Here is a 21,654-nt window from a genome sequence, read left to right as displayed (position 1 = left end):
GATCATTTCCCGATCGCTTCCCGAAGCTCTTTGTCGTTGTCCGAGAGGTATGTGGCGAAGTCATCGCCGTAGGCCGCGTTGGGCTGCATCATGTTGTCTTCGATGTAGGTCGTATATGCGTCCGACTTCTCAAACTCCTTCGCCTTCTTGATCCAGTACTCCTTTGCCTCCTCGGGAATGTCTCCGGGAGCGATGACACCACGGAACTGGGCGAAGGCGACGTCGATGCCCTGTTCCTTTGCCGTCGGAATATCCTTGAGCTCCGGATATTCGTAGCGCATATCGGCCGCGGCGCACAGAGGTTTGAGGTCCCCCGATTCCAACTGGCCGGAGACCTCGCCTGGATTGACTGAGATCGCTTCGACCTGGCCGCCGAGAGCCGCGGTGATGGCCTCGGCTCCGGACTCGAAGGGCACTCGATCGAATTTCGCCTTGGTGGCCTTCTCCATCAAGGTGAACGTGATGTTATCGAGACCAGTGGCCCCGGAGATGGCGACGACAGTACGCTCCTTCTTAGCCTTATCCGTGAGATCGGAACAGGTCTTCAGAGGAGAGTCCGCCTTGGTGACGACGAGAGTGTAGTCATCTCCGAGCTTCATGATCGGAGTGAAGCTCTCGTGGGTGAACTCCACATCCTGGGTTGCCGGCAGAGCGAGCATCGCCGTCTCCGTGGCGAGGAGGTAGTTCGGATCGCCGCTGCGCCCGAGGAACTCCGAATAGCCGACGGCTCCCGAGCCGCCATCGATGTTCTGAACCGTGATGGTCTTGTCGGTGGCCTCCTCCAGCCCCGAGGCGGTGGCACGGCCGGCGATATCGCTTCCGCCGCCAGCGGCGAAGGGTACGATCATCGTGACATTGCCCTTCGGCTCGAATTCTCCGCCGGCGGTATCTCCCGAGGCTTGGCCGCAGGCGCTGAGACCCAATGCGAGAGTGCCGGTCACGGCCGCGGTGGTGAGCAGTTTCTTCGAATGCATTTCCATCTCCCTTGACAGAATTTTCTGTGGTGCCAGATAGTGCGTTGCTGATGTGCAGTCGGCTGGTGTCAGAGTCGACAACTCAATTGGTCGCAGACAGCGAAGCGCGTACCTCCTCGAGCCAACGATCGGATTCCGGGGTGGCTCCATCGAGCTGGTCGACGGTGTCGACGAGGAACGACAGGTTTCCGTGGTCGTCGAATTCGCGTTCGATCTCTTCAGGGTCGCGACGGAGGATGACGTCGAGCATGCGCGCATGCCTGGCGACGTTGCCGTCGAGATCCTCGATCTCCCGCCTGGCCTGGTTGTTCAGGGCCATGCACATCTGCAGCTGCATCGCCATCGCCCGGTACGTCGATTCGATCCTCGCGTGGCCGGCCAGGCCGACGACCGCATAGTGGAATTCGAACCCGGCAGTGACCATGTCGCCTTCGGTGCCGGATTCTGCGATCACTTCCATCGTGCGCAGCGTCTCGCGGCAACGTTCGACCCTGTCCGGAGCGAGCTCGGGCAGCGTCAGGTTCATGGCCATTCGTTCGAGTTCGCGGCGCAGGGTGGCGATCTCGAAGACATCGTGTTGGGAGATCGACATGATCCTCACGCCCTTGCGCGGCACATGCTCGACGAGACCGGTGTGAGCGAGTTCTTTGAGTGCTTCACGCAGCGGAGGGCGTGAGATGCCCAGTTCTTCACACAGGCGCTCCTCCACGAGTCGTTCTCCGGGCATGTAGTTTCCTGCCAGGATCGTCCCTTCGAGTGCTTGCCTGGCCAATGTCGCCAAACTGGGCTGAGATGCGATGAGAGTTACCACTTCCGGATAGATCCTCTTTTGTATACAGTAGTGTGAAGACTGTAACGCGGATCACACCAGCAAATCAATGGTTTGTCCAAGGTTGGGCACGTGATTCCTACAGGATCGATGAATTACAGAGGAGGATCTCATGGATGAAACCGAATCCGGCTCGACTGGCGGTGGCAAAGGGCCCCTCTCCGGGGTGACCGTTCTTGAACTCGGAGTCTTCATGGCCGGACCGTTCGCCACGATGCAGTTGGCCGACCTCGGTGCACGGGTGATCAAGATCGAAAACCCGACCGGCGGTGATCAGACTCGGAGCACGGGGCCCTTCATCAACGGAGAGAGCGCCCCGTACATGCTCATCAACCGGAACAAGGAATCCATCACCCTCGATCTCAAGAGCGAGGTCGGGCAGGAGGCCTTCATGCGACTGGCGGAGACGGCCGACGTCGTGGTGGAGAACATGCGGCCCGGAGTCATGCAGCGCCTCGGTGTCGCCTACGAGAACGTCCGCGAGCGCAACCCCGGGATCATCTACGCCTCGGCATCGGGGTGGGGCCAGGACGGTCCGCTGGCGAAACTGGCCGGGCTCGACATCATGGCCCAGGCCCGCAGCGGGCTGATGAGCATCACCGGCCAGCCCGATTCGCCACCGGCCAAGGTGGGAGTGCCTATCTGCGATCTCACCTCGGCGATGTATGTGGCGCTTGCTCTCACCTCGGCGCTCTATGAACGGAACCGATCAGGGGAGGGTCAGTACATCGACGTCTCGCTCTTCGAAAGCGGAGTCTCCTACGCCGTGTGGGAGGCGGCGGGATACTTCGTCGATGGAAAGGTGGGCCGACCGAACGGTTCCGCACACCAGAACCAAGCCCCCTATCAGGCGGTCCACTCAGCCGATGGGTACGTGACCATCGGTGCGAACACTCCTCGCAACTGGGTGAGGTTCTGTCAGGGCCTCGGCCTGGCGGAACTGCTCGACGACGAACGCTTCCAAGAGTCCTATGACAGGCTCACTCACAGAGGCGCGCTCATCGATCTCATCGAAGAGAAGACGAGGACGATGACGACCGACGAGGTCGTCGAAGTCCTCAATGAGGCGGGGGTGCCCTGCGCACCGATCAGCGACTATTCGCAGGTGTTCACGGATGAGCACCTGGCCAGCCGCGATTTCTTCTGGGACTCTGAGCATCCGGTGGCCGGCACCGTTCGGCAGATCGGCTCTCCGATGCGATTGTCGCGAACGCCGGCCAGGCGAGGACCTGCCGGCCCCTCTCTCGGTGCCGACAACTCGATTCTCGATGAGCTCGGGTTCTCAGAAGCCGAGCTGGTGGAACTGAAGTCACAATGAGATGCGAACAGGGAAAGGCGCGACAATGACCGAAGCAGCAGACGCAGAGGCGAAGACAGACAACCTGATCGTCGAGCGCGAGGACGGCGTCCTCACCGTCACCTTCAACCGGCCCGAGGCGCGCAACGCGATGACCTGGGGCATGTACATGGGTCTCGCCGAGGCGTGTGAAACGGCCGATGGAGATGACTCCATCCGCGTCATGGTCCTGCGCGGAGCGGGCGGGAAGGCCTTCGTCGCCGGAACGGACATCGCTCAGTTCGCCGAGTTTGACGGCCCCGCAGGTGTCGCATACGAAAAGCGCATCTCCGAGGTGCTCGCTCGACTGCGAGCCGTGAACGTCCCGGTCATCGCGGCGATCGACGGCTACTGTGTCGGCGGAGGGCTCGGCATCGCCGCCTGTGCCGACGTGCGCATCGCCTCACCGCGGGCACGCTTCGGGGTGCCGATCGCGCGGACCCTCGGCAACTGTCTGTCCGGGGACACCCTGAGCTTGCTCATCGAGCTGCTCGGCCGTGCCCGTGTGGTCGACATGCTGCTGCGTGCCCGGTTCATCGAATCCGATGAGGCCCTGACCGCAGGCTTCGTCGGACTCGTGACCGAGGACATCGCCGAGGCGACCGCAGAGTGGGCGAATACGCTCAAAGGGCACGCACCGCTGACGATGTGGTCGGTCAAGGAAGTCGTGCGCAGGCTCTCGGATGCTGGCGGTTCCGTCGACGATGAGGACATCGTCGAGCGTATCTATGGTTCGCAGGACTTCCACAGTGCCGTGCACGCGTTCATCGATAAGACTCCCTATGAATGGCGCGGGCGATGAGTCGATTCCGGGCAGGTCCGAGACCGCATCGGAAACACTACTATCCGGTAGGTAGCCGATTGGAGGCGCATGACTTTTGACCTGGGGAAACATCACTGATTAAATCAAGGTGCCTTCACAAAAGTGAAGCGTCTTGACGAAAGGAAAATCATGATCAACCTCAATCTCCCAGATATCCTTAACGCCATCCTCGGGGCACTCGGCCTCGCCTGATCCGATCACGGATCCCTGCGACTGCAACGGTCGCAACGAAGGCTTCTTCTCGTTTGAGAAGAAGCCTTCTTCGTCCCTGTGGGGCACCGGCTTGTGGTGGGACGCGACGGAGCAAACCTGTACGGGACTAAACCCCACGATCTCGACGCACTACAAAGTGTTTGCCGGGGCCGTCATAACGCCCGGCCGACTTAGGTTCGGAAATTCCCATATCAACCATTGCTTGGCATGCCTCTACGTGCACTTTGCTGACTGGAGCTGTTGCACGAAATTCTCCTCTGAGCTTATCCGGGAGATACTTATCCCGGCGCCGAGTATCTCACACTGCCGGCCGCGTTTCTGATCAGTTGCGGTCACTTGTGCGTAGCAAATCTACTGTCCGAATAACGTGTCAGCTTGGTTCTCGGACTGGAAAGCACATGTGTCCAATTATCGAAACTGCAACCCGCTTAACAGCACTTCTTCGTAGTCGGGTTCGGGTGCCAGACGGGTATACCCAATAGACAGTCACACCTTAGGGCGTCAGGCGACTGAGCGAGACTAGGCCGCGGGCCGTTCAGCTTTGGGCGTTCTGTCCGTCACCGGACGTGCCTGGCCGCCTCGCTCATGACTCGTGTTTTGAGTACCTGCGTCGGGCAGGGCTCGACACCGGCGAGCTTGAACGCGCCGATGTCAGGCGTAGGAGCGGGTGGGCTCGGTTTTTGCGGTTCATGCTCCCGAATATGGCTCAGCCGAGAATGGAAGGTCTCGCCGGCCGACATCATTGAGGAAGTGGGTAGAGTGCCGTCATGGAAACTACTTGGGGGGCAGTATCCGACTGGATCGCTACTGTAGGAACCGCAGCAACATTCTTGTGGGCTGTCTTCCCGTACCGGCGGACGCCGGTGGGAACGCTGCGACAGCCGCCCGGTTCATAAACTACCCAGACGGTCGGGTCAAAGCCCACGCATAAGCGGTCACCATGTTGACCGCTTATGCGTGGATTGTCTCTAGTCTCTAGAAGTCTGGTTCGTCGAATCCGGCGTTCAGACGCTCCAGGTCAGTGGCTACACGGACGGTTCTTGCATCGACTACATAGGGGCTGCCGTTCGCATCATCGATGTGAGCTTGCCCCTGGCTGTCATACATCGACAGGACGCCAATCACCAACCCTTTTTTAAGAACACGTGCCTTCATTTTGGCGCTGACGCCGTTGGCTACTGCTGCCACTATGTCGCCTTCGCCTGGCCTGTCTAGAGGTTCAGCATTTGCTGGCACTGATATGTCCCCTTCCCCAGTAGGCAGTAATCATGCCAATCTTTTTGTTGGTGGAGTAAATGACGCACATGGTGCGCTTTTCCTTCTTCTTACCGACAGCGTAGTGCGAGCGGTAGATCCTCTTGGTTCCCTTAGTGTACTTGGGGCCGTTCAGAGCGCGCTTCCACTGCTTCTGAGCAGCTCTGGTCAGCTCATGGTTGAATTTGCGGCCGTGTGTGCCACCTCGCTTGATATGCGTGTAGCCCCAGTTCTTCGTTCCGTAACGAAGAATTGCCGTTTTCCCCTTTATTTTGGCCGTCCACATAACAGTGGATGACTTAGGTTTAGCCTCGACAGGCTAAATGTCGGCCGATAGCCCGACACCGGTGAAGAGGATGGCGCAAGCTGCCAGCATTGCTATGAATCTGTATGCGCGGTTTCGCGAAGTCGTAGGGGTCACTAGGCCTAGGCCAATGGTCAACTTTTTCATTTGGTTCTTTCCGAAGATTGCAGTGGGTGCAACGAGACTATGGCTTGAATCAGTCGAGCACATCACACGAACAGATGAGATTGTGGGCGAACGGAAGAATAGGTCAGAGAATGGCGAGTTCCGCATGTGCTGGGATAGTGTTCGGGCGGCCATCGGCCGCCTTGGTGGGTGAGGGCCGCGTAGCGGGTCCTGGTGGAGTTCCTGTCTCGTGGGCGCGTGCAGGGAATTCCTTATAGCCATTTACGGTGTGAGGGGTGCCACTTACATCCACAACGAGTTCGTCAACTGGTTGCGTGAGTGCGTAGCCTGAGACGTCGTTGAGGAAGGCGTCGTCGCCTTTCCATCCTGCGACCAGCTTGGCTGAAGCGCTGCGTTTGGCGGTGACTCGGCCGATCAAGCCGGCCTCGTGGAAGCCGACTGTCGCGCGAGACATGCCTTTGCGCTTCGAAATCATGGCCCATGTGAGTGTGCTCGTCGTCAGTGTCTTCCCGCCGGCGTTGAGGCCGATGACACCGGCAAGACGGCGGCGGTAGTCGTGCCCGTCTGAACGCATGTCGAGACGTCAGCAGGGAAGGCCCGAGCGACCGTGTGGGCGCACTGCTGCGGCTGTGGGCGCCCCTCACACCTCGTAGGTCCGCATCACCTGCGAGTCGTCGCGGCGGAGGTGGCCCAGTTCTGCCGCCTCGCCGAATTTCCGGGCTGCCACAGGAAGCAGTGCGAGATCGATGTCGAGGTCTTCGGCCACTTCGGCGACGATGGCAGTGTCCTTGACGAGGATGCCGACGGCGCTGGCCACCTCGACATCAATACTTTCGAGCATCCGGGGGCCGCGATCACCGAGCATCCACGAGTTTGCGGCACCGGCAGTCATGGCCTCGAGGACCTTTGCCTGGTCAAGTCCCAGCCGTTCGGCCAGTGACAGTGCCTCGGCGGCGGCCACGACGTGGACTGAGCACAGCAGCTGATTCACCGTTTTGAACGACTGCCCGTCTCCGATTCTCTCGCCGCAGTCGATGATCGTTCCGAGGGATTCGAGGACTGTCCGTCGCGACTCGAGCACCTCGTGTGGGCCGGAGGTGAGCATCCGCAGGGTCCCCGCCAGAACACCGGCAATGCCCCCGGTGACGGGAACGTCGAGGACGCCGATGCCACGCTCTTCGGCGCGTTCTGCTGCAGCTCGCACCGCGTCGGGGCCCACGGTGCTCATGATGATGAGCACCGCTTCCGGCGACATGAGTGAGAGCAATCCGGGAGACCCGGTCTGCTCGTCCCCATCGAGTGCCTGCTTGAGCTGATTGCCGTCAGCCACCATGACGATGACCGTGCCTGCTGAGTCTGCAGACAGCGGTCGCTCCTCGGTCGGCAGTCCCTCCGCAGCGGCACGTTTCCGGGGCCCCGGGAACGGGTCGACGCCCGTGACATGGAATCCTGCCTGCTGCAGTCGCAGGGCCATGGGCAGGCCGATGGCCCCGATGCCGACGAACGTGATGTGATCTGTGCTGACGGTCATGGATCCTCCATTGGATCGGTGTGATGTGAGCGTGGGAAATCAGTGGAAGTAGAGCCCGCCATTGATGCTCAGGGTCTGGCCCGTGATGTGTCCGGCGCCCTCGCTGATGAGGAATTCGACGGTCGCAGAGACATCCTCGGGCACAGAGATTCGTCCCAGAGCGGTCGCGGCACCCATCGCCTCGCGGCGTTCGTCATCGAGCGGGCCGCCCATGATGTCAGTATCGACCGGGCCCGGGGACACCGAGTTCGCGGTGACCCCGTAGGGGCCGAGTTCCAGGGCGACACCGCGCATGAGGCCGACGATCCCAGCCTTGGCCGCGGCGTAGGCGGTCTTCGAGAATGTTCCACCGCCCTTCTGCGCCGTGACCGAGGACAGGCCGATGATGCGGCCCACGCCGTTGTTCGCCATGATGCGTCCGAAAGCCTGAGTGACGAGGTGCGTCGAGGTGAGGTTGTTCGTCATCACCCGGGCCCACTCGTCGTCGGTGATCTCGAAGTAGGTCGTCGAGGATGAGACTCCGGCGAAGTTCGCCAGCCCAACGATCTGGGGCAGGCCCGCTTCGAAGGCCGCTGCCGCCTCTGCGATCTCCGCTGATCGAGTCACGTCCACGCCCATGCCGAGGGCGGCCACTCCATATTCTTCGGTGATCTCTGCGGCAAGTTTCTGGGCTTCGTCCGTGCGGCGGGCAATGAGTCCGAGGTTCCAGCCGGTCCGTGCCAAGCGGTGCGCGGTATGGCGGCCAATTCCGTTTCTGCTGCCGACACCGGTGAGAACCGCGGTGCGTTCGGCAGGGAAAGCCGGTCCCAGAGAAATCGATGACTGGGAACCAGGAGAAGAGGGTGTCATGAGCCTGTCGTGCCTTTCGTTGATGGGGCGGTGGAGAGGAGCCCTGCGAGGTAGGTTCTGTTCTCCGCGCAGACGCCGAGGCTGTCGCCCCCGTACTGCTCCATGAGGAAGGGGCCGTTGAAGCCGAGCTCCACGGCGCGGGTGACCATTGCGCGGTAGTTGATGAGTCCGTTGCGCATCGTCGTCGGATGGGACGTGAACCAGGAGCCGTCAGCGGCCTCGTCGCGCTGGTAGTTCTTCATGTGCCAGTAGTTCGCGTAGGGCAGTGTGAGTTCGTGCATCTCCCGCCAGTCATCGATGGGGCGGTGCAGGCGGATGAGATTGCCGATGTCGGGATTGAGGCCGACGTTGTCGAGTCCGATCTCCTCAATGAGACGGACAGCGGAGTCGGCGGTGCCCAGATACGTGTCCTCGTACATCTCCAAGGACATGGGCAGGCCCACCTCGGCGGCGTGCCGGCCCAATTCCCGCAGTCGTCGGACGGCCAGGGCGCGGACCTCTGGGTCGATGGGGTCGGTCCAGCCTTTCGCCGTCCAGAACCACAGGGCCTCGCGTTGGGCCTGTGAGAAGGGCTGATGGAGTCCGGTGGAGAAGACCTGGCAGCCGAGTTCTGCGGCCGCATCGATCGTTCGGTGCGCGTAGTCGAGGTTGGCCTCCCCATGGTCGGGGTCGATGATCGACTGGCGTTGGACATGGATGGAGGTGAGCTCGACCCCCGCCGAGGCGGCAAGATCTTTGAGGAGGACGCGGCGTTCAGTTGAGAGATCGGCGGGACGGATATGGCTGTCGGCGATCTCGATGGCCGTGAAGCCGAGGCCGGTCAGTGTCGAGAAGATTCCGGCCCACGTCTGCGGGGCAGCCTCCTGGAGCGGCCGGCCGTCGGAATCGGTGGGGGAGAAGCCGTGCATGCAGCAGGCGATGGTGTGATGGGTGGGGCTCATGGGTCCTCGTGGTTCTCTTGGGTGGGAGTTTGAGGGTCTTCGACGAGTGCGCGGTGAGCGACCATCCTGATGTGGTGGCGCATGGCCGCCTCGGGTGCAGTCGGGTCCGGTGAGGCGAAGGCCTCGATGATGGCGTGATGTTCGGCCAGAGCTTCGTCGACGTCGGTGATGCCGTGGGGCAGGGCCTGTCGCAGGCGGTGGACCTGTGCCCCCAGGTCCTGCGACATCTTGACGAGGTAGCGGTTGCCGCAGTGCTCGAGGATGCTGTCGTGGAAGTCCCGGTCGCGGGCGAAGTACTCCTGAGCTGCGCTCACCTGGATCCGGCGCGCCTCTTCGGGACTGTCTGTCGCCTCGTTGCCCTGCTCCGCTGTCTCCCGCACCCGGTCACCGGCCTTCTCATGCTCGGAGTGGGCGGCTGCCAGTGCTCTGAGCAGTTCGTCATCGGCCGGTGTGGCCAGTCGTGTCGCCGCGGTTTCCACCGTTTCTCGGGCGATGAAGAGTTCTTGCAGCTGTCCGCGTTCCAGAGGAGGTGAGACGCGGTAGCCGCGCAGGGCCTCGCGGACGACGAGGCCGGTGCGTTCGAGGTCGACGAGTGCTTCACGCACGGGGGTGGGAGAGACATTGAGCTGTCTGGCCAATCCGTCGATGGACACTCTTTCGCCTGGGGAGATCTCTCCGGTGAGAAGGATTTCGAGGATGTGTTCGTAGACGAGGTCGCGGAGTCCGCGACGTTCGATGTCTGCGCGGGGGATCGGAGGCTGTGCATTCATGATTTCAGCATAATGACATCGGCGAGTTCATCGAGGATCCTCGGCACTGAATCGGGGTCATGGGCGAAGCGGCCGAGGAAGAGTCCGTCGACGCTGGGGTCGAGGCGGGTGAGGAGGCCGGGTCCCGCGCTTCCGCCGTAGATGAGGCGGAAGTCGAGATTGGGAAAGTGGGTGCGAGTGCGGGCACGCACCGCTTCGCAGACGGCGATGATGTAATCCGGGGCGGCTGGCTGCTGCGCACCGATCGCCCAGATCGGCTCATAGGCGATGACGACGCCGCTCTGGGGTGGCAGGTCACCAGCCGTTGTGGGCAGGGCCGAGCGGATCTGGGCGGTCACCTCGGCGGCGGCAGATTCCGGTGTACCGGCAGTCTCCTCCCCGACGCACAGGACCGGGACCAAGCGGTGGCGCAGTGCGGCGGCGATCTTCGCGCGGACGATGTCATCGGTCTCATGGAAGTGGCGACGACGTTCGGCATGACCCACTTCGACATAGCGGCAGCCGAGTTCGGCAAGTACCGCTCCGGAGACTTCCCCGGTCCATGCACCGGCATCCTCGGCGGACAGGTTCTGGGCTCCGATCTGCAGCGGCCCGGGTACGTCGAGACAAGCGGGGATCGACGGAAACTGGGGGAGGAGGGCCAGTCCTGCCGCCCCCGAGGTTACTGCCGGGTGGGCGTGCGTGAGTTCGGTGACCCTGTGGGCCCAGTCCACTGTCTGCGCGTGTGACATGTACATCTTCAGGCTGATACCGATGAGCCGGTCCGGGAGAGCGGGTGACGGTGGCGAAGAGCGTGCGAGCGAGTAGGTCTCAGGCATGGATCAGCGGGACTCGTAGGCGCTGATCTGTGCCACTTTGTCATTTGAGGCGCTCGCCGGATCGAAGGTGTAGCCGATCCATTCCCGGGCCAGACGACGGGCGAGTTCGAGGCCGATGACGCGTTGGCCCATGCAGAGGATCTGGGCGTCGTTGGACAGGACCGAGCGTTCGACGCTGAACGAGTCGTGTGCGGTGGCGGCTCGGATGCCCTTGACCTTGTTCGCCGCGATCGCGACACCGAGCCCGGTGCCGCAGATGAGTATCGCGCGATCGGCGTCACCTCGGGCGACCATCTCAGCCGCGGTGGTCGCGATGGAGGGATAGAAGGTGTGCGACTCGGAGTCGACTCCGACGTCGACGACCGAGGTGATGCGTGCGTCATCTCCGAGGTCAGACTTGATGATCTCTTTGTAGTCGAATCCCGCATCGTCGGATCCGACGACCACTCGCAGTGTCATGATCGCGCTGCCTTTCGCTCGGTGGGTGTAGATAGGGGTGTGTTGGAGGTGAACTGTTCAGCGATCGCCGAGGCGATCATCGCCAGGGAGATCGCGCCGGGATCCGGCGTGCCCACACTGCGATCACCGTGGGAGCGGGCCCGGCCGCGCATCGCGACGAGGTCTGCAGTGGATTGGGCCGCTTGAGTCGCTGCGTGCGCGGCACACGTGGTCGCCCGGGCGAGAACCAGCGGCGAGGAGTCGTCGCCCGAGGAGCTGACGGTACGGGAGAACTCGGTGGCGAAGGGGACGAGTGCATCGAGAAGTGTCTTCTCGCCGACCTCGACTCCGCCGAACATGCGAACCTCATCGACTGCGGCATCGATGGCAGCAGCCATCGAAGTGGGAGTTGGGCGGGAGTCGCCAGCGAACCCTGCCGCAAGTGTGCCGATGATCCGTCCCCAAATCGCTCCGGAGGTGCCTCCGCCGACGTCGGCCCAGGCTTCACCGGCCGAGGCCAGCACCGCCTCGGCACCGTGGCCGGCGGCCGTTGCGTCAGCTGCGGCGCGTGCTGCCGCCTTCGATCCGCGCTGCATTCCGATTCCGTGGTCGCCGTCTCCGGCAACGCTGTCCAGGCGACCGAGTTCTCCGGCAGCGTCATCGAGGACGGCGGCGATTCGAGTGAAGGCGGCGGAGGCTTCTCTGCCCAGCTGCTGTGAAGCCTCCGAAGCGGGAGCCGGTGCTGCGGTGTTCACCTGTTCCTGTGGGAGCTCCTGTCCGGCGAGGCCTGTCGGCAGATGCGCGGTCCCGAGCTCCCCGCGGGTGAACGCGGCCGATGAGCAGGGGGCAGCCCACAGCGGTTCGAGTTCATCGTCAAGCCACAGGAGAGTCAGTGAGAGGCCAGCCATGTCGAAGCTCGTGCAGAATTCTCCGACCTCCGGATCGACAAGCTCGTAGCCGGCGGTGCGCAGCAAGGGGTCGATGAGCCCGTAGAGAAGGTAGAGCTCTTCATATTTGACCGTTCCCAGGCCGTTGAGGATGGGAACCACTCGTTTCGACCGATCGGGTGCCTCGGCGAGGAGTCGTGAGACGAGAAGCTCGGCCAGCTGGATTGCGCTGGGGAGGGGGACCTCGTCGATCCCTGGTTCTCCATGGATACCCAACCCGATGGCCATCTGCCCGTCTGGCACTGTGAACAGAGGCTCATCGGCCCCGGGAAGGGTGCAGCCGGAGAACGCGACTCCGATCGATCGGGTGCGATCGTTCGCCGAGGACGCCAATCGTTCGACGTCGGCGATATCGAGGCCCGCCTCGGCGGCGGCTCCGGCGACCTTGAAGACGACGAGGTCACCGGCGATGCCGCGACGTTTCTCGATCTCTCCGCTGGGGGCGCTGAAGATGTCGTCGGTGACGACGACCGTGCGCGCATCGATGCCTTCTGCCCGCAGCTGTTCCTGGGCCTGGTCGAAGTTGAGGACGTCTCCGGCGTAGTTGCCGTAGCTGAAGAGGACGCCCCGCCCTTGGTCGCAGGCGCGGGCCACGGACATGATCTGCTTCGTCGACGGTGAGGCGAAGACGTTGCCCATGGCGGTGCCGTGGGCCAGTCCCGGGCCGACGAGTCCAGAGAAGGCAGGGAAGTGGCCGCTGCCGCCTCCGATGACGAGCGAGACCGTCGGCTCACTTGCTGCGGTGGAACGCACGACTCCGCCGTTGACGGCTCGCACCCAGCGGGACGAGGCGAGCGCAAAACCACGCGACATGTCGGAGACGAAGTCATTCGGGTCATTGAATAATCGGGTCACGAGTTCCCCTTCGAACTGATTCCTATTTCATGGATCCTATAGGATTTGTCCGGATTCGACCAGGGGGTACGAAAAGTTGGAGGTGGCGGGTTCTTCACCCCAGTTGCTCGTGAACTCAATCTCCTCCCTGAGGTAGGAAGAAGGACGTGGCGTCGAACACATAGAGTGGAGAACTGATAAAGCAACGATGCTTGACCCTGATGAGCAGAAAGCTGCGGAGAGCACCGTCACCTCGGCGTGATCTCTCGCCCTGAATCGGACCGCCGGAGGAGCTTGGTAATGAGTGAGACGTTTGACCAACCCAGACAGAATGTGAATATTCGCAAGAGCGAAACGATCACCTTTTGGCAGGGTGTCTCAATCATCGTCGGCGCGAATATCGGTGCGGGAATTCTCAGTCTTCCGTACGGGGCGAAGAACGGCGGGTTCTTCGCCCTTCTTGTGGCCCTCCTGGTGGCAGGCTTCTTGACCACGGCCTCGATGCTCTACGTGGCAGAGATCGCCCTGCGCACGAAAGAACCGCTGCAACTGTCAGGGCTGGCAGAGAAGTATCTTGGGCAGGCCGGATCCTGGCTGATCTTCGCCGGTGTCGTGATCAACGGTTTGGGTGCGCTCATCGCCTATACCTCGGGCAGCGGCAATGTTCTCGCCGACCTTCTGGGGATACCGGTAACCGTCGGCAGCTTCCTGTTCTTCATCCCGGGTCTCGTTGTCGTATGGTTCGGGCTCAAGGCGACGGGGCGATCTGAGCAGGGGCTGTCGATCGCGATGATAGCGCTGATCCTCTTCTTGTGTGCCTGGACGTTCATCGGGCCGGGGATCCACCTCGAGCATCTGACATATGTGCACCCCTTCTTCATCATTCCGATCGTGAACCTGGCGGTGTTCTCGTTCATCGCTCAGTACACTGTTCCGGAATTGGCGCGTGGCTTGGCTGAGACGAATCCGCAGGGTCTTCCACGAGCAGTCATCGTCGGCATGGGGATCACAGGATTCCTTCTGGCGATCGTCCCATTGGCGGCACTGGGAATGCTGGGACCAGACAGCATCACCGAAGTGGTCACAATCGGGTGGGGCCAGAGTCTGGGGCCGGTTGCCTATGTGCTCTCAAACGTCTTCGCTCTGTTGGCGATGATGACGTCATTCTGGGCAATCGCTCTGACCTTGATGACGAACATCTTCGACCGTTTCAAATGGCCGGCGGAGAACGCCAACGGGTACCGCATCGCCGCATTGGCTCTTGTCGCGATCCCACCGTTTCTGGTCGGTGTATTCCATCTCACCGGATTCGTTGCGGCGCTTGGTTATGCGGGAGGGTTCGCCGGAGCCATCATGTCCGTAGTTCCCGTGCTCATGTTGCATCGTGCACGCAGATTCGGTGACCAGGAGCCCGCATGGACAGCCGGGTGGATCGCACATCCGCTGATACAGGCGCTGCTCATCATCGTCTTCGGTTTGGCATTCATCTACTCACTGTTGAATGCGGTCGGTCTGATTCCCGATGGGTGGGCCTGATGCTGAGGATTCCAAACACAGAATCATCGTCGGCGTTATCGGGCATCAACAATGTGGTGGCAACGGTTGCGACTGGCCAATCCTTTGTCCTGGAGACATTTGACTGCTACGCAGGACAGATCGATTCGGAGCGGGTTCTGCGGCCGGATGTCGACATGGCCAAGTTCAATCGCGCGACAGGTCCTGTCGCGGTTGAGCGAGTTCAGGCCGGCGACTGGATCTTGATCGAAATCGAACGTGTGAGTGTCGGTCGATGGGGCGTCATGGCTCTGTCCCCGGGGTTGGGCATTCTGGGCGACAAGATCGAACAGGCCAGCTCACGGATCGTGCCTGTTGATGATGGGCGGGCGTGGATCACGGACACACTGGCGGTGGAAATTGCACCAATGGTCGGCGTCCTCGGAGTTGCGCCTCGGGTCGGAGAGATCAATACCGAGTTGCCTGGAGTCCACGGTGGCAATCTCGATACTCGTACGTTGAGGCCCGGCAGCGGGCTTCTGCTTCAGGCGCAGCATGACGGGGGCCTTGTGTCTGCCGGTGATCTGCATGCAGCACAAGGTGATGGAGAACTCGGCGGAACTGGCATCGAGATCTCGGGGGAGATCCAACTGAGCATCCGTAAAGTCGACCACGAAGGACATCTGCCTGTGGTGATCCATTCTGCAGGAATGAGTGTGCTCTCCAGTGCAGAGGACATACACGAAGCCGTTCGGGCGGGTTTCGAAGAAGCGGTTGACCTCATGCGGCTATGGCATGACCTGGGATGGGAGGATGCCTATCGTTTGACCAGCATTGTCTCCAACGCCGAAATCAGCCAACTGGTCAATCCACTTCACACTGCACGCATCACCATTCCGTCGGAGTGGTGCCCAATGGAATTCGGGTGAGTAGAACGGACAGCCAGGAATGACGAGCATTGCGGTGCTGATTGTCGAAGACCACCCCATCGTCAGCCTTGGTCTGACTACCGTTGTTTCGGCACAAGAAGATATGAGTGTTGCCGGACAGGCCGCCCGGACCGAAGAAGTCTTCGATCAGTTGTCGACGCTAGCGGTTGATCTCGTGATTATTCCTCTTCGCTTCGAAGGAGAGAACAAGGGGCTCGAGATCTGCCGTGAGATCAAGGCGATGCCACGGGCGACGAAGGTGCTGATGTACACCTCGTTCACGTCTCCGAGCGACGCGACTCTCGCATTTCTATCCGGTGCCGACAGCTTTCTTACGAAGAATCAATCCCAAGCAAGCCTGCTGGAGACCATCAGGTCGACAGCGGTAGGCAAAAAGGTGTGGATCACTGGACTGGATTCTGATACCACAGCGCGTGACCTCGATGACCGGATCAATTCTTCATTGCTCACCAAACGTGAATCGGAAGTTGTTGGATTCGTGCTGCAGCGATTCAGCAATGCCGAGATAGCTCGCGAACTCTATATCAGTGTCACTACTGTGAAGTCTCACGTATCCAATGCGTTTCAGAAGTTGGGTCTGCGCAATAGGCGTGAGCTCTTTGCACATGAGGATGACTCGTAGGTGGAATTATCCCCACACTGCTAGATCTCGTGCATCAATCTTCCGGACGACCGCCGGAGGGGTATTTCAGCTATCTGGAAGACGGAGGTGGACGGTCTTATTGAGAACAACTGGATCCGTCAGATCCTCAAGAACTTCGTGCAGGCCCACGGGCTGTGAACGTCGAGGTGAAGCGTCTACTGGCGTAGTCTGAGACTATGCCCCGCCACCTGCTGACCAGCACCCCTCCGGAGCCGACCCCAGGCTCGATCCAGTCCCCAGCCAGCACAGCCCCAAGTGCAGGCAAAACTCACACCCGACCAGTCCCCGCCCGCCGCTCACTCATCGCTCTCTTCGCCGTCCTCCTGGTCGCCTGGGTGGCCATCGCGGGAGTCGGCGGGCCCTACTTCGGCAAGATCTCCGAGGTGGCCACGAACGATCGCTCGTCGTTCCTGCCCGAATCGGCTGAGTCGACGAAGGCCCAGGCGCTCATCGATCAGTTCAGCGACCTGGACTATGTTCCGGCCATCGTCGTGCTCGAGAACAAGGACGGGGTCAGCGACAGCGACCGTCGCGATCTCGATGACCTGACCGCGACGCTCGAGGACAAGGAGCTGCTCGCGGCCGATGCCTCACCGATCATTCCCTCCGAGGACGGCGACGCCCTTGAGCTCATCCTCCCGGTCTCTACGGAGACTACTGCCGATGATGTCGAGCAGATCCGCTCGATCATCGCCGAGACATTCCCTATCGCAGCTGAAGCGGCAACCGTCGACGACGAGGCCAACGACGCCACCACCTCGGCGAATGTGCAGGTCACGGGTCCGGCTGGATTCTCTGCCGATCTCTCTGAGGCATTCGCCGGCATCGACGGCATCCTCCTGCTCGTCGCGCTGATCGCGGTCTTCGTCATCCTCATCATCGTCTACCGCTCACCGCTGCTTCCGGTCATCGTGCTCTTCACCTCGGTGGCAGCACTCTCGGCCTCGATCTTCGTCATCTGGCACCTCGCCGATGCCGGGATCCTCCTCATCAACGGCCAGGTCCAGGGCATTCTCTTCATCCTCGTCGTCGGTGCGACCACCGACTATTCCCTCCTCGTCGTCGCCCGTTTCCGCGATGCGCTGCTGACCGAACGCGACCGCGTCCGGGCCGGACTCAAAGCGCTCAAAGGCGTCCTCGAGCCGATCGCAGCATCGGGTGGCACGGTCATCGCCGGCCTCCTCGTCCTCCTGCTCACCGACCTGGCCTCGACCCGAGCCCTTGGCCCCGTGGCGGCGATCGGCATCCTCGTGGCGATGTGTGCGGCACTGACATTCCTGCCTGCCGCCCTCATCGTCATCGGCCGCGCTGTCTTCTGGCCCTTCCTCCCGAAGGTCCGCACGGAGAGGACCGCTGCACCGAAGAAGGGCGTGTGGAACCGCATCGCCGAGGTGGTCGCCCGGCGTCCGCGGGCAATCTGGATCGGTCTCGTCGTCCTCCTCGCCCTGCCCCTGATCGCTTTCCCGCAGTTCAAGGCCTCCGGAGTGGCGCAGAGTGACTTCGTCCTCGGCGAATCCCAGGCCCGCGATGGCCAGGACGTCCTCGCCGAACATTTCCCCGGCGGTTCCGGTTCGCCGACTCAGATCGTCGTGGCCGACGGCCAGCTCAAGGAGGCAGCGCAGGCCGTCGGCAGCCTCGGCGGGGTCGAATCGATGACCGTCGTCGCCAATGACGTCCCGAGCGGGACCATCGCCATCGACGACGAAGGCACTCTCCAGTCACCCCAGGGCGGGGGAGGACCGGACGCGGCCGAGGCGCCGCAGTCGTCCCCACCGGCACCCACCGAGGTCGACGGGCAGGTCCTGCTCGAGGTCACCCTGTCCGATGCGGCCGACTCACTCGCGGCCGAGGACACCGTCACCTCGATCCGCGACGCCGTCCATGATGTCGACGCCCAGGCCCTCGTGGGTGGGGAGACAGCCGTCGACCTCGACACGAACACCACCGCCGAGGCGGACCGGACCCTGGCGATCCCGCTCATCCTCCTCGTCATCACCGTCATCCTCATCCTGCTGCTGAGGTCCCTCCTCGCTCCGCTGCTGCTGGTGGCGCTGACGGTTCTGTCCTTCGGCACCGCACTCGGCGTCTCCGCCTTGGTGTTCAACCACATCATCGGATTCTCCGGAGCCGACCCTTCGGTGCCGCTGTACGCGTTCGTCTTCCTCGTGGCGCTGGGCATCGATTACAACATCTTCCTCATGTCCAGGGTCCGTGAGGAATCGCTGCGATTCGGCACCCGCAAGGGCGTGCTCTCCGGGCTCGTCGCGACCGGCGGGGTCATCACTTCGGCGGGGATCGTCCTCGCCGCGACCTTCGCGGCACTCGCGGTCATCCCGGTCATGTTCCTGTTCCAGCTCGCCTTCATCGTCACTTTCGGAGTCCTGCTCGACGCGATCCTCGTGCGTTCGCTCGTGGTCCCGGCACTCGTCCACGACATCGGGCGAAGCGTCTGGTGGCCGTGGCGGAAGCGCATTCCGATCGACGACGCGTAGGCGAGCCCGAAGCGATTCCCGCAGGGGGATGGGCAGGGCCGCCTCACCCATGCACAATGGAAGTGATGCCGATCGAGGAGGCTGGAACATGTCTGAAACAGTGCAGGATTCCACCGGAGCCAGGGTCAGAGTGGAACACGATGAGCAGAACTCGGCGTTCGTGGTCAGAGACGACTCAGGTGAGGTGGCCGGACGAGCCCATTACCTCGTCGGTCCCGGGTCAGGTGCCGAAGCCGGAGCGGGGACCGAGAGGATCATGTATCACACGGAAGTCGGCGAGGAATTCTCCGGTCGTGGCCTGGCGAAGATCCTCGTCTCCCACGCGCTCAAGGAGAGCAGCGACAGCATGAAGACTGTGGTGCCTGTCTGTCCGCTGTTCGCCGAACGCCTCAAAGAGCACGGCAACGACTTCCTCGCCATCGGCGGCCGTTTCCGCTGGGCCACCGAGGCTGACCTGGAGTATGTGAAGCAGAACGTCTGACCCGGTCACACCCGGCCCTCGCCGTCCATTGCTGCGGCCGGTGTGACCCTGGACTTCGGCATCCGACTGTGGAATTGTTGTTGATGCAACAAATTGTGCAGATGCGCCGAGCCGAACAGTCGGTTCGACCGCGATTCATGATGGGGTGCCGAGATGACCAGGGGACGATCCACGGAGCTGCCCGGCGCCATCGGGGTCTGGCGACGCATGCTGGAGACGCATGCGGGCCTCGTCGACGCCTTGGAGACCCGGTTCCGAGCCGATCACGGCCTCACCGCCACCGAGTTCGACGTCCTCGTCAACATTCCCTCGACGACCACGATCCGTCACCGTGAGCTGCTGGATGAGATCGTGCTCAGCCGCAGCGCACTCTCACGCCTGCTGCGCCGCCTGGAGACGCGCGGACTGGTCTGCCAGTCAGCCGATTCCGCCGATCAGCGCGGTGTGTGCGTAGCGCTGACACCCGAAGGGCTGAGACTGAAACGCGATTCCGCACGCACCAATGCCGATGTCGTCCGGGCCGCCTTTTCCGCACTCACGGAGGACAACCTCGGCGAGCTTCTCCGACTGATCGACAGGATCCATCCGCAACCGACAGAGCCCATCGAGCAATGACGACACATCAGGCAGTGACCGCCGAGGTGGTTCGGCAGTGAGAAGGAGACCGCAATGAGCAACGTCGAAGCTCAACCGGACCAAGTGGTCTGCCGGGCAGGCGGCCTGCCCGGACCGCAATGCGATGTGCAGGGCCGAGCCCCGGTCGAGGTCATCACGGCCAGGGACGTCCCCCTCGGCGGCCCCCGGGCGATGACCGTGCGCCGGACTCTGCCGCAGCGGCAACGGTCGCTCATCGGCCCGTGGTGTTTCGTCGACCACTACGGTCCCGACGACGTGGGGCTTTCGGGCGGCATGGACGTCGCCCCTCACCCGCATACGGGTCTGCAGACCGTGAGCTGGCTCTTCGACGGTGCCATCGAGCACATCGACTCCGGTGGGCACACCGGGCTCGTGCTGCCCGGGGAGGTCAACCTCATGACTGCCGGCCGCGGCATCTGCCACTCCGAGGTCTCGACGGCGTCCACCTCGACCCTCCACGGTGTGCAGCTGTGGCTGGCCCTGCCCGAGAGCTCCCGCCATCAGGAAGCACGCGAATTCGAGCACTTCGCGCCCGAGGCCACTCGTTTCGACGGCGGCGAATTCCTCGTCTTCCTCGGTGAGCTGTGGGGTTCGTCCTCACCGGTGAGCACCCATTCGCCCCTCCTCGGTGCGGAGATCCGCCTGGATGCCGGCGCGAGCATCGACCTGCCCATCGATGAGACCTTCGAACACGGCGTCCTCGTCGACTCCGGTGACATCACCCTCGAGAACGTTCCGCTGCCGGTCAATGCAATCGGCTACACCGGGGTCGGAATCACAGAAATGCGGATCAGCAACCGCGGAGAGTCTATGGCCAGGATCGTCCTCCTCGGCGGGGAACCCTTCCCCGAACAGATCGTCATGTGGTGGAACTTCGTGGGCCGCACCCACGAGGAGATCAGCCGGTTCCGGCAGGAATGGCAGGACGAGGGGGACCAGTTCGGCGAAGTCGAGGGATACGTCGGCAAAGGCGGGCCAGGAGTCAACGCCGAGGGTCTCGGAAGGCTTCCCGCGCCGAGGCTGCCCGACGTGACCATCAAAGCGCGTAGAAATCCGCCGCCGCAGGTCCAGGGCGGGCCCGAAACCACAGCGAAGAAGGAGACAGAACAATGAGCGAAGCACTCAAGGATTCCACCGGCGCACCCGTGCGGGTGGACCTCGACGAACAGGGTCAGTCCTACGTCATCACCGTTGAGGACGGAAAGGTCGCCGGACACGCCTACTTCCTGCCCGGCCCGGAGGCCGAGACCGAGAGGATCTTCTACCACACGGTCGTCGACGAGGCCTTCGGCGGACGTGGACTCTCCAAGGTCCTCCTCGCCCAGGCGCTGGCTGACAGCCGAGAGAAGGGCGTGACGGTCGTGCCGGTCTGCCCCCTGTTCGTCAAGAAGCTCAACGAGACCGGCGACGACTACGTGGCCGAAGGCGGTCGTTTCCGCAAGGCCACCGGAGCAGACATCGACCTCGTCAAACGGGAGGCTTGAACGGTGGCTGGAGTCAACGTCAATCGTCCCTACATCGACAAGGCCCACCCCGAGGTCTACAAATCCATGGTCCAGGCCGCGGCCGCCTCGCGGAAGGCCGCGCGAGCCGCGGGCCTGAGCGATGGACTCCTCGAACTGGTCAACATGCGGGTCTCCCAGATCAACGGATGCCGCACGTGCTTGAGCATCCACGCCCCGGCCGCCAGGAAGGCCGGCGTCGACGAGATCAAACTCGACGTGCTTCCGACGTGGCGTGAGGCAGAGATCTTCGACGATCAGGAGAAGGCCGCACTGCTTCTGGCTGAGACACTGACCATCATCGACAAAGCCGCCGATCGTGATGCGATCGCCACCGAGGCTGGTGAGTTTCTCTCCGCAGAGCAGATCTCCGCGGTCGAATGGACCGTGATCCTTATCAACTCGTTCAACCGCATCTCGATCGCCAGCAACCACCCGGTCGCCCACCCCCGGAAGGCGGAGGTCTGAG

The 21,654-nt window shown here is 62.4% G+C and carries 23 protein-coding genes; 11 read left to right on the top strand and 12 right to left on the bottom strand.

Annotation, left to right across the window (positions count from 1 at the left end; translation table 11 throughout):
• Positions 1-2: 2 nt before the first annotated feature.
• A complete protein-coding gene (locus tag HX613_RS16925) occupies positions 3-974 on the bottom strand; it encodes a tripartite tricarboxylate transporter substrate binding protein (RefSeq protein ID WP_235346390.1) in 972 nt (323 codons plus the stop codon).
• A gap of 82 nt (positions 975-1,056) precedes the next feature.
• Positions 1,057-1,785 (bottom strand): GntR family transcriptional regulator, encoded by a 729-nt coding sequence (locus HX613_RS22315; RefSeq protein ID WP_328284977.1) that lies wholly within the window; start codon positions 1,783-1,785, stop codon positions 1,057-1,059.
• Positions 1,786-1,915: 130 nt separating this feature from the next.
• On the opposite strand from HX613_RS22315, the gene HX613_RS16910 reads away from it, so the two are divergent.
• Positions 1,916-3,121 (top strand): CaiB/BaiF CoA transferase family protein, encoded by a 1,206-nt coding sequence (locus HX613_RS16910; RefSeq protein ID WP_235346389.1) that lies wholly within the window; start codon positions 1,916-1,918, stop codon positions 3,119-3,121.
• 25 nt (positions 3,122-3,146) lie between these two features.
• A complete protein-coding gene (locus tag HX613_RS16905) occupies positions 3,147-3,941 on the top strand; it encodes an enoyl-CoA hydratase/isomerase family protein (RefSeq protein WP_235346388.1) in 795 nt (264 codons plus the stop codon).
• Between the two features lie 1,209 nt (positions 3,942-5,150).
• Here HX613_RS16905 and HX613_RS16900 read toward each other — a convergent pair.
• From HX613_RS16900 to HX613_RS16855, 10 genes are all read right to left on the bottom strand, one after another.
• Complete coding sequence (locus HX613_RS16900; protein ID WP_198397235.1) at positions 5,151-5,363, bottom strand: hypothetical protein; 213 nt, start codon at positions 5,361-5,363, stop codon at positions 5,151-5,153.
• A gap of 31 nt (positions 5,364-5,394) precedes the next feature.
• A complete protein-coding gene (locus HX613_RS16895; RefSeq protein WP_235346387.1) occupies positions 5,395-5,715 on the bottom strand; it encodes a hypothetical protein in 321 nt (106 codons plus the stop codon).
• A gap of 268 nt (positions 5,716-5,983) precedes the next feature.
• The gene (locus HX613_RS16890; RefSeq protein WP_143924077.1) at positions 5,984-6,433 is read right to left on the bottom strand and encodes a hypothetical protein; all 450 of its coding nucleotides are present in this window, start codon (positions 6,431-6,433) and stop codon (positions 5,984-5,986) included.
• 66 nt (positions 6,434-6,499) lie between these two features.
• Positions 6,500-7,390, bottom strand: coding sequence for an NAD(P)-dependent oxidoreductase (locus HX613_RS16885; protein WP_235346386.1), 891 nt, complete (start codon positions 7,388-7,390; stop codon positions 6,500-6,502).
• Positions 7,391-7,429: 39 nt separating this feature from the next.
• Complete coding sequence (locus HX613_RS16880; protein WP_235346385.1) at positions 7,430-8,239, bottom strand: SDR family NAD(P)-dependent oxidoreductase; 810 nt, start codon at positions 8,237-8,239, stop codon at positions 7,430-7,432.
• Positions 8,236-9,180 (bottom strand): sugar phosphate isomerase/epimerase family protein, encoded by a 945-nt coding sequence (locus HX613_RS16875; RefSeq protein ID WP_235346384.1) that lies wholly within the window; start codon positions 9,178-9,180, stop codon positions 8,236-8,238. The genes HX613_RS16880 and HX613_RS16875 overlap by 4 nt, the downstream gene beginning before the upstream one ends.
• Positions 9,177-9,950: a GntR family transcriptional regulator gene (locus HX613_RS16870; RefSeq protein WP_235346383.1), complete on the bottom strand. Its 774-nt coding sequence runs from the start codon at positions 9,948-9,950 to the stop codon at positions 9,177-9,179. The genes HX613_RS16875 and HX613_RS16870 overlap by 4 nt, the downstream gene beginning before the upstream one ends.
• Positions 9,947-10,768 carry a triose-phosphate isomerase family protein gene (locus HX613_RS16865; RefSeq protein WP_268825786.1) on the bottom strand — a complete coding sequence of 274 codons (822 nt, stop codon included), beginning with the start codon at positions 10,766-10,768 and terminating at the stop codon, positions 9,947-9,949. Before HX613_RS16865 ends, HX613_RS16870 begins: the two co-directional genes overlap by 4 nt.
• Before the next feature lie 3 nt (positions 10,769-10,771).
• On the bottom strand, positions 10,772-11,227 hold the full coding sequence (locus tag HX613_RS16860; RefSeq protein WP_143924083.1) for a ribose-5-phosphate isomerase: 456 nt from the start codon (positions 11,225-11,227) through the stop codon (positions 10,772-10,774).
• Positions 11,224-13,008: a dihydroxyacetone kinase family protein gene (locus HX613_RS16855; RefSeq protein ID WP_235346381.1), complete on the bottom strand. Its 1,785-nt coding sequence runs from the start codon at positions 13,006-13,008 to the stop codon at positions 11,224-11,226. Before HX613_RS16855 ends, HX613_RS16860 begins: the two co-directional genes overlap by 4 nt.
• 279 nt (positions 13,009-13,287) lie before the next feature.
• Between HX613_RS16855 and HX613_RS16850 the strand changes: the two genes are divergently transcribed.
• The 9 genes from HX613_RS16850 to HX613_RS16810 all read left to right on the top strand — a co-directional run bounded on the left by HX613_RS16850 (position 13,288) and on the right by HX613_RS16810 (position 21,653).
• The gene (locus tag HX613_RS16850) at positions 13,288-14,523 is read left to right on the top strand and encodes an aromatic amino acid transport family protein (protein ID WP_235346380.1); all 1,236 of its coding nucleotides are present in this window, start codon (positions 13,288-13,290) and stop codon (positions 14,521-14,523) included.
• Positions 14,523-15,410 (top strand): acetamidase/formamidase family protein, encoded by an 888-nt coding sequence (locus HX613_RS16845; protein ID WP_235346379.1) that lies wholly within the window; start codon positions 14,523-14,525, stop codon positions 15,408-15,410. Before HX613_RS16850 ends, HX613_RS16845 begins: the two co-directional genes overlap by 1 nt.
• 19 nt (positions 15,411-15,429) lie before the next feature.
• Positions 15,430-16,053 carry a response regulator transcription factor gene (locus tag HX613_RS16840; RefSeq protein ID WP_235346378.1) on the top strand — a complete coding sequence of 208 codons (624 nt, stop codon included), beginning with the start codon at positions 15,430-15,432 and terminating at the stop codon, positions 16,051-16,053.
• A 197-nt stretch (positions 16,054-16,250) separates the two neighbouring features.
• Complete coding sequence (locus tag HX613_RS16835; RefSeq protein ID WP_235346377.1) at positions 16,251-18,566, top strand: MMPL family transporter; 2,316 nt, start codon at positions 16,251-16,253, stop codon at positions 18,564-18,566.
• Positions 18,567-18,654: 88 nt separating this feature from the next.
• Positions 18,655-19,047, top strand: a complete 393-nt coding sequence (locus tag HX613_RS16830) for a GNAT family N-acetyltransferase (RefSeq protein WP_235346376.1) — start codon at positions 18,655-18,657, stop codon at positions 19,045-19,047.
• Between the two features lie 153 nt (positions 19,048-19,200).
• Positions 19,201-19,662: a MarR family winged helix-turn-helix transcriptional regulator gene (locus tag HX613_RS16825; protein WP_235346375.1), complete on the top strand. Its 462-nt coding sequence runs from the start codon at positions 19,201-19,203 to the stop codon at positions 19,660-19,662.
• Positions 19,663-19,716: 54 nt separating this feature from the next.
• Positions 19,717-20,796 (top strand): pirin family protein, encoded by a 1,080-nt coding sequence (locus tag HX613_RS16820; protein ID WP_235346374.1) that lies wholly within the window; start codon positions 19,717-19,719, stop codon positions 20,794-20,796.
• Positions 20,793-21,167: a GNAT family N-acetyltransferase gene (locus HX613_RS16815; RefSeq protein ID WP_235346373.1), complete on the top strand. Its 375-nt coding sequence runs from the start codon at positions 20,793-20,795 to the stop codon at positions 21,165-21,167. Before HX613_RS16820 ends, HX613_RS16815 begins: the two co-directional genes overlap by 4 nt.
• A gap of 3 nt (positions 21,168-21,170) precedes the next feature.
• The gene (locus tag HX613_RS16810) at positions 21,171-21,653 is read left to right on the top strand and encodes a carboxymuconolactone decarboxylase family protein (protein WP_235346372.1); all 483 of its coding nucleotides are present in this window, start codon (positions 21,171-21,173) and stop codon (positions 21,651-21,653) included.
• The last annotated feature ends 1 nt before the right edge of the window (position 21,654 follow it).

The sequence above is a fragment of the Brevibacterium sp. UCMA 11754 genome (assembly GCF_021532275.1).
Lineage (GTDB): Bacteria > Actinomycetota > Actinomycetes > Actinomycetales > Brevibacteriaceae > Brevibacterium.
This window is presented reverse-complemented; position numbering and strand designations above follow the sequence as displayed.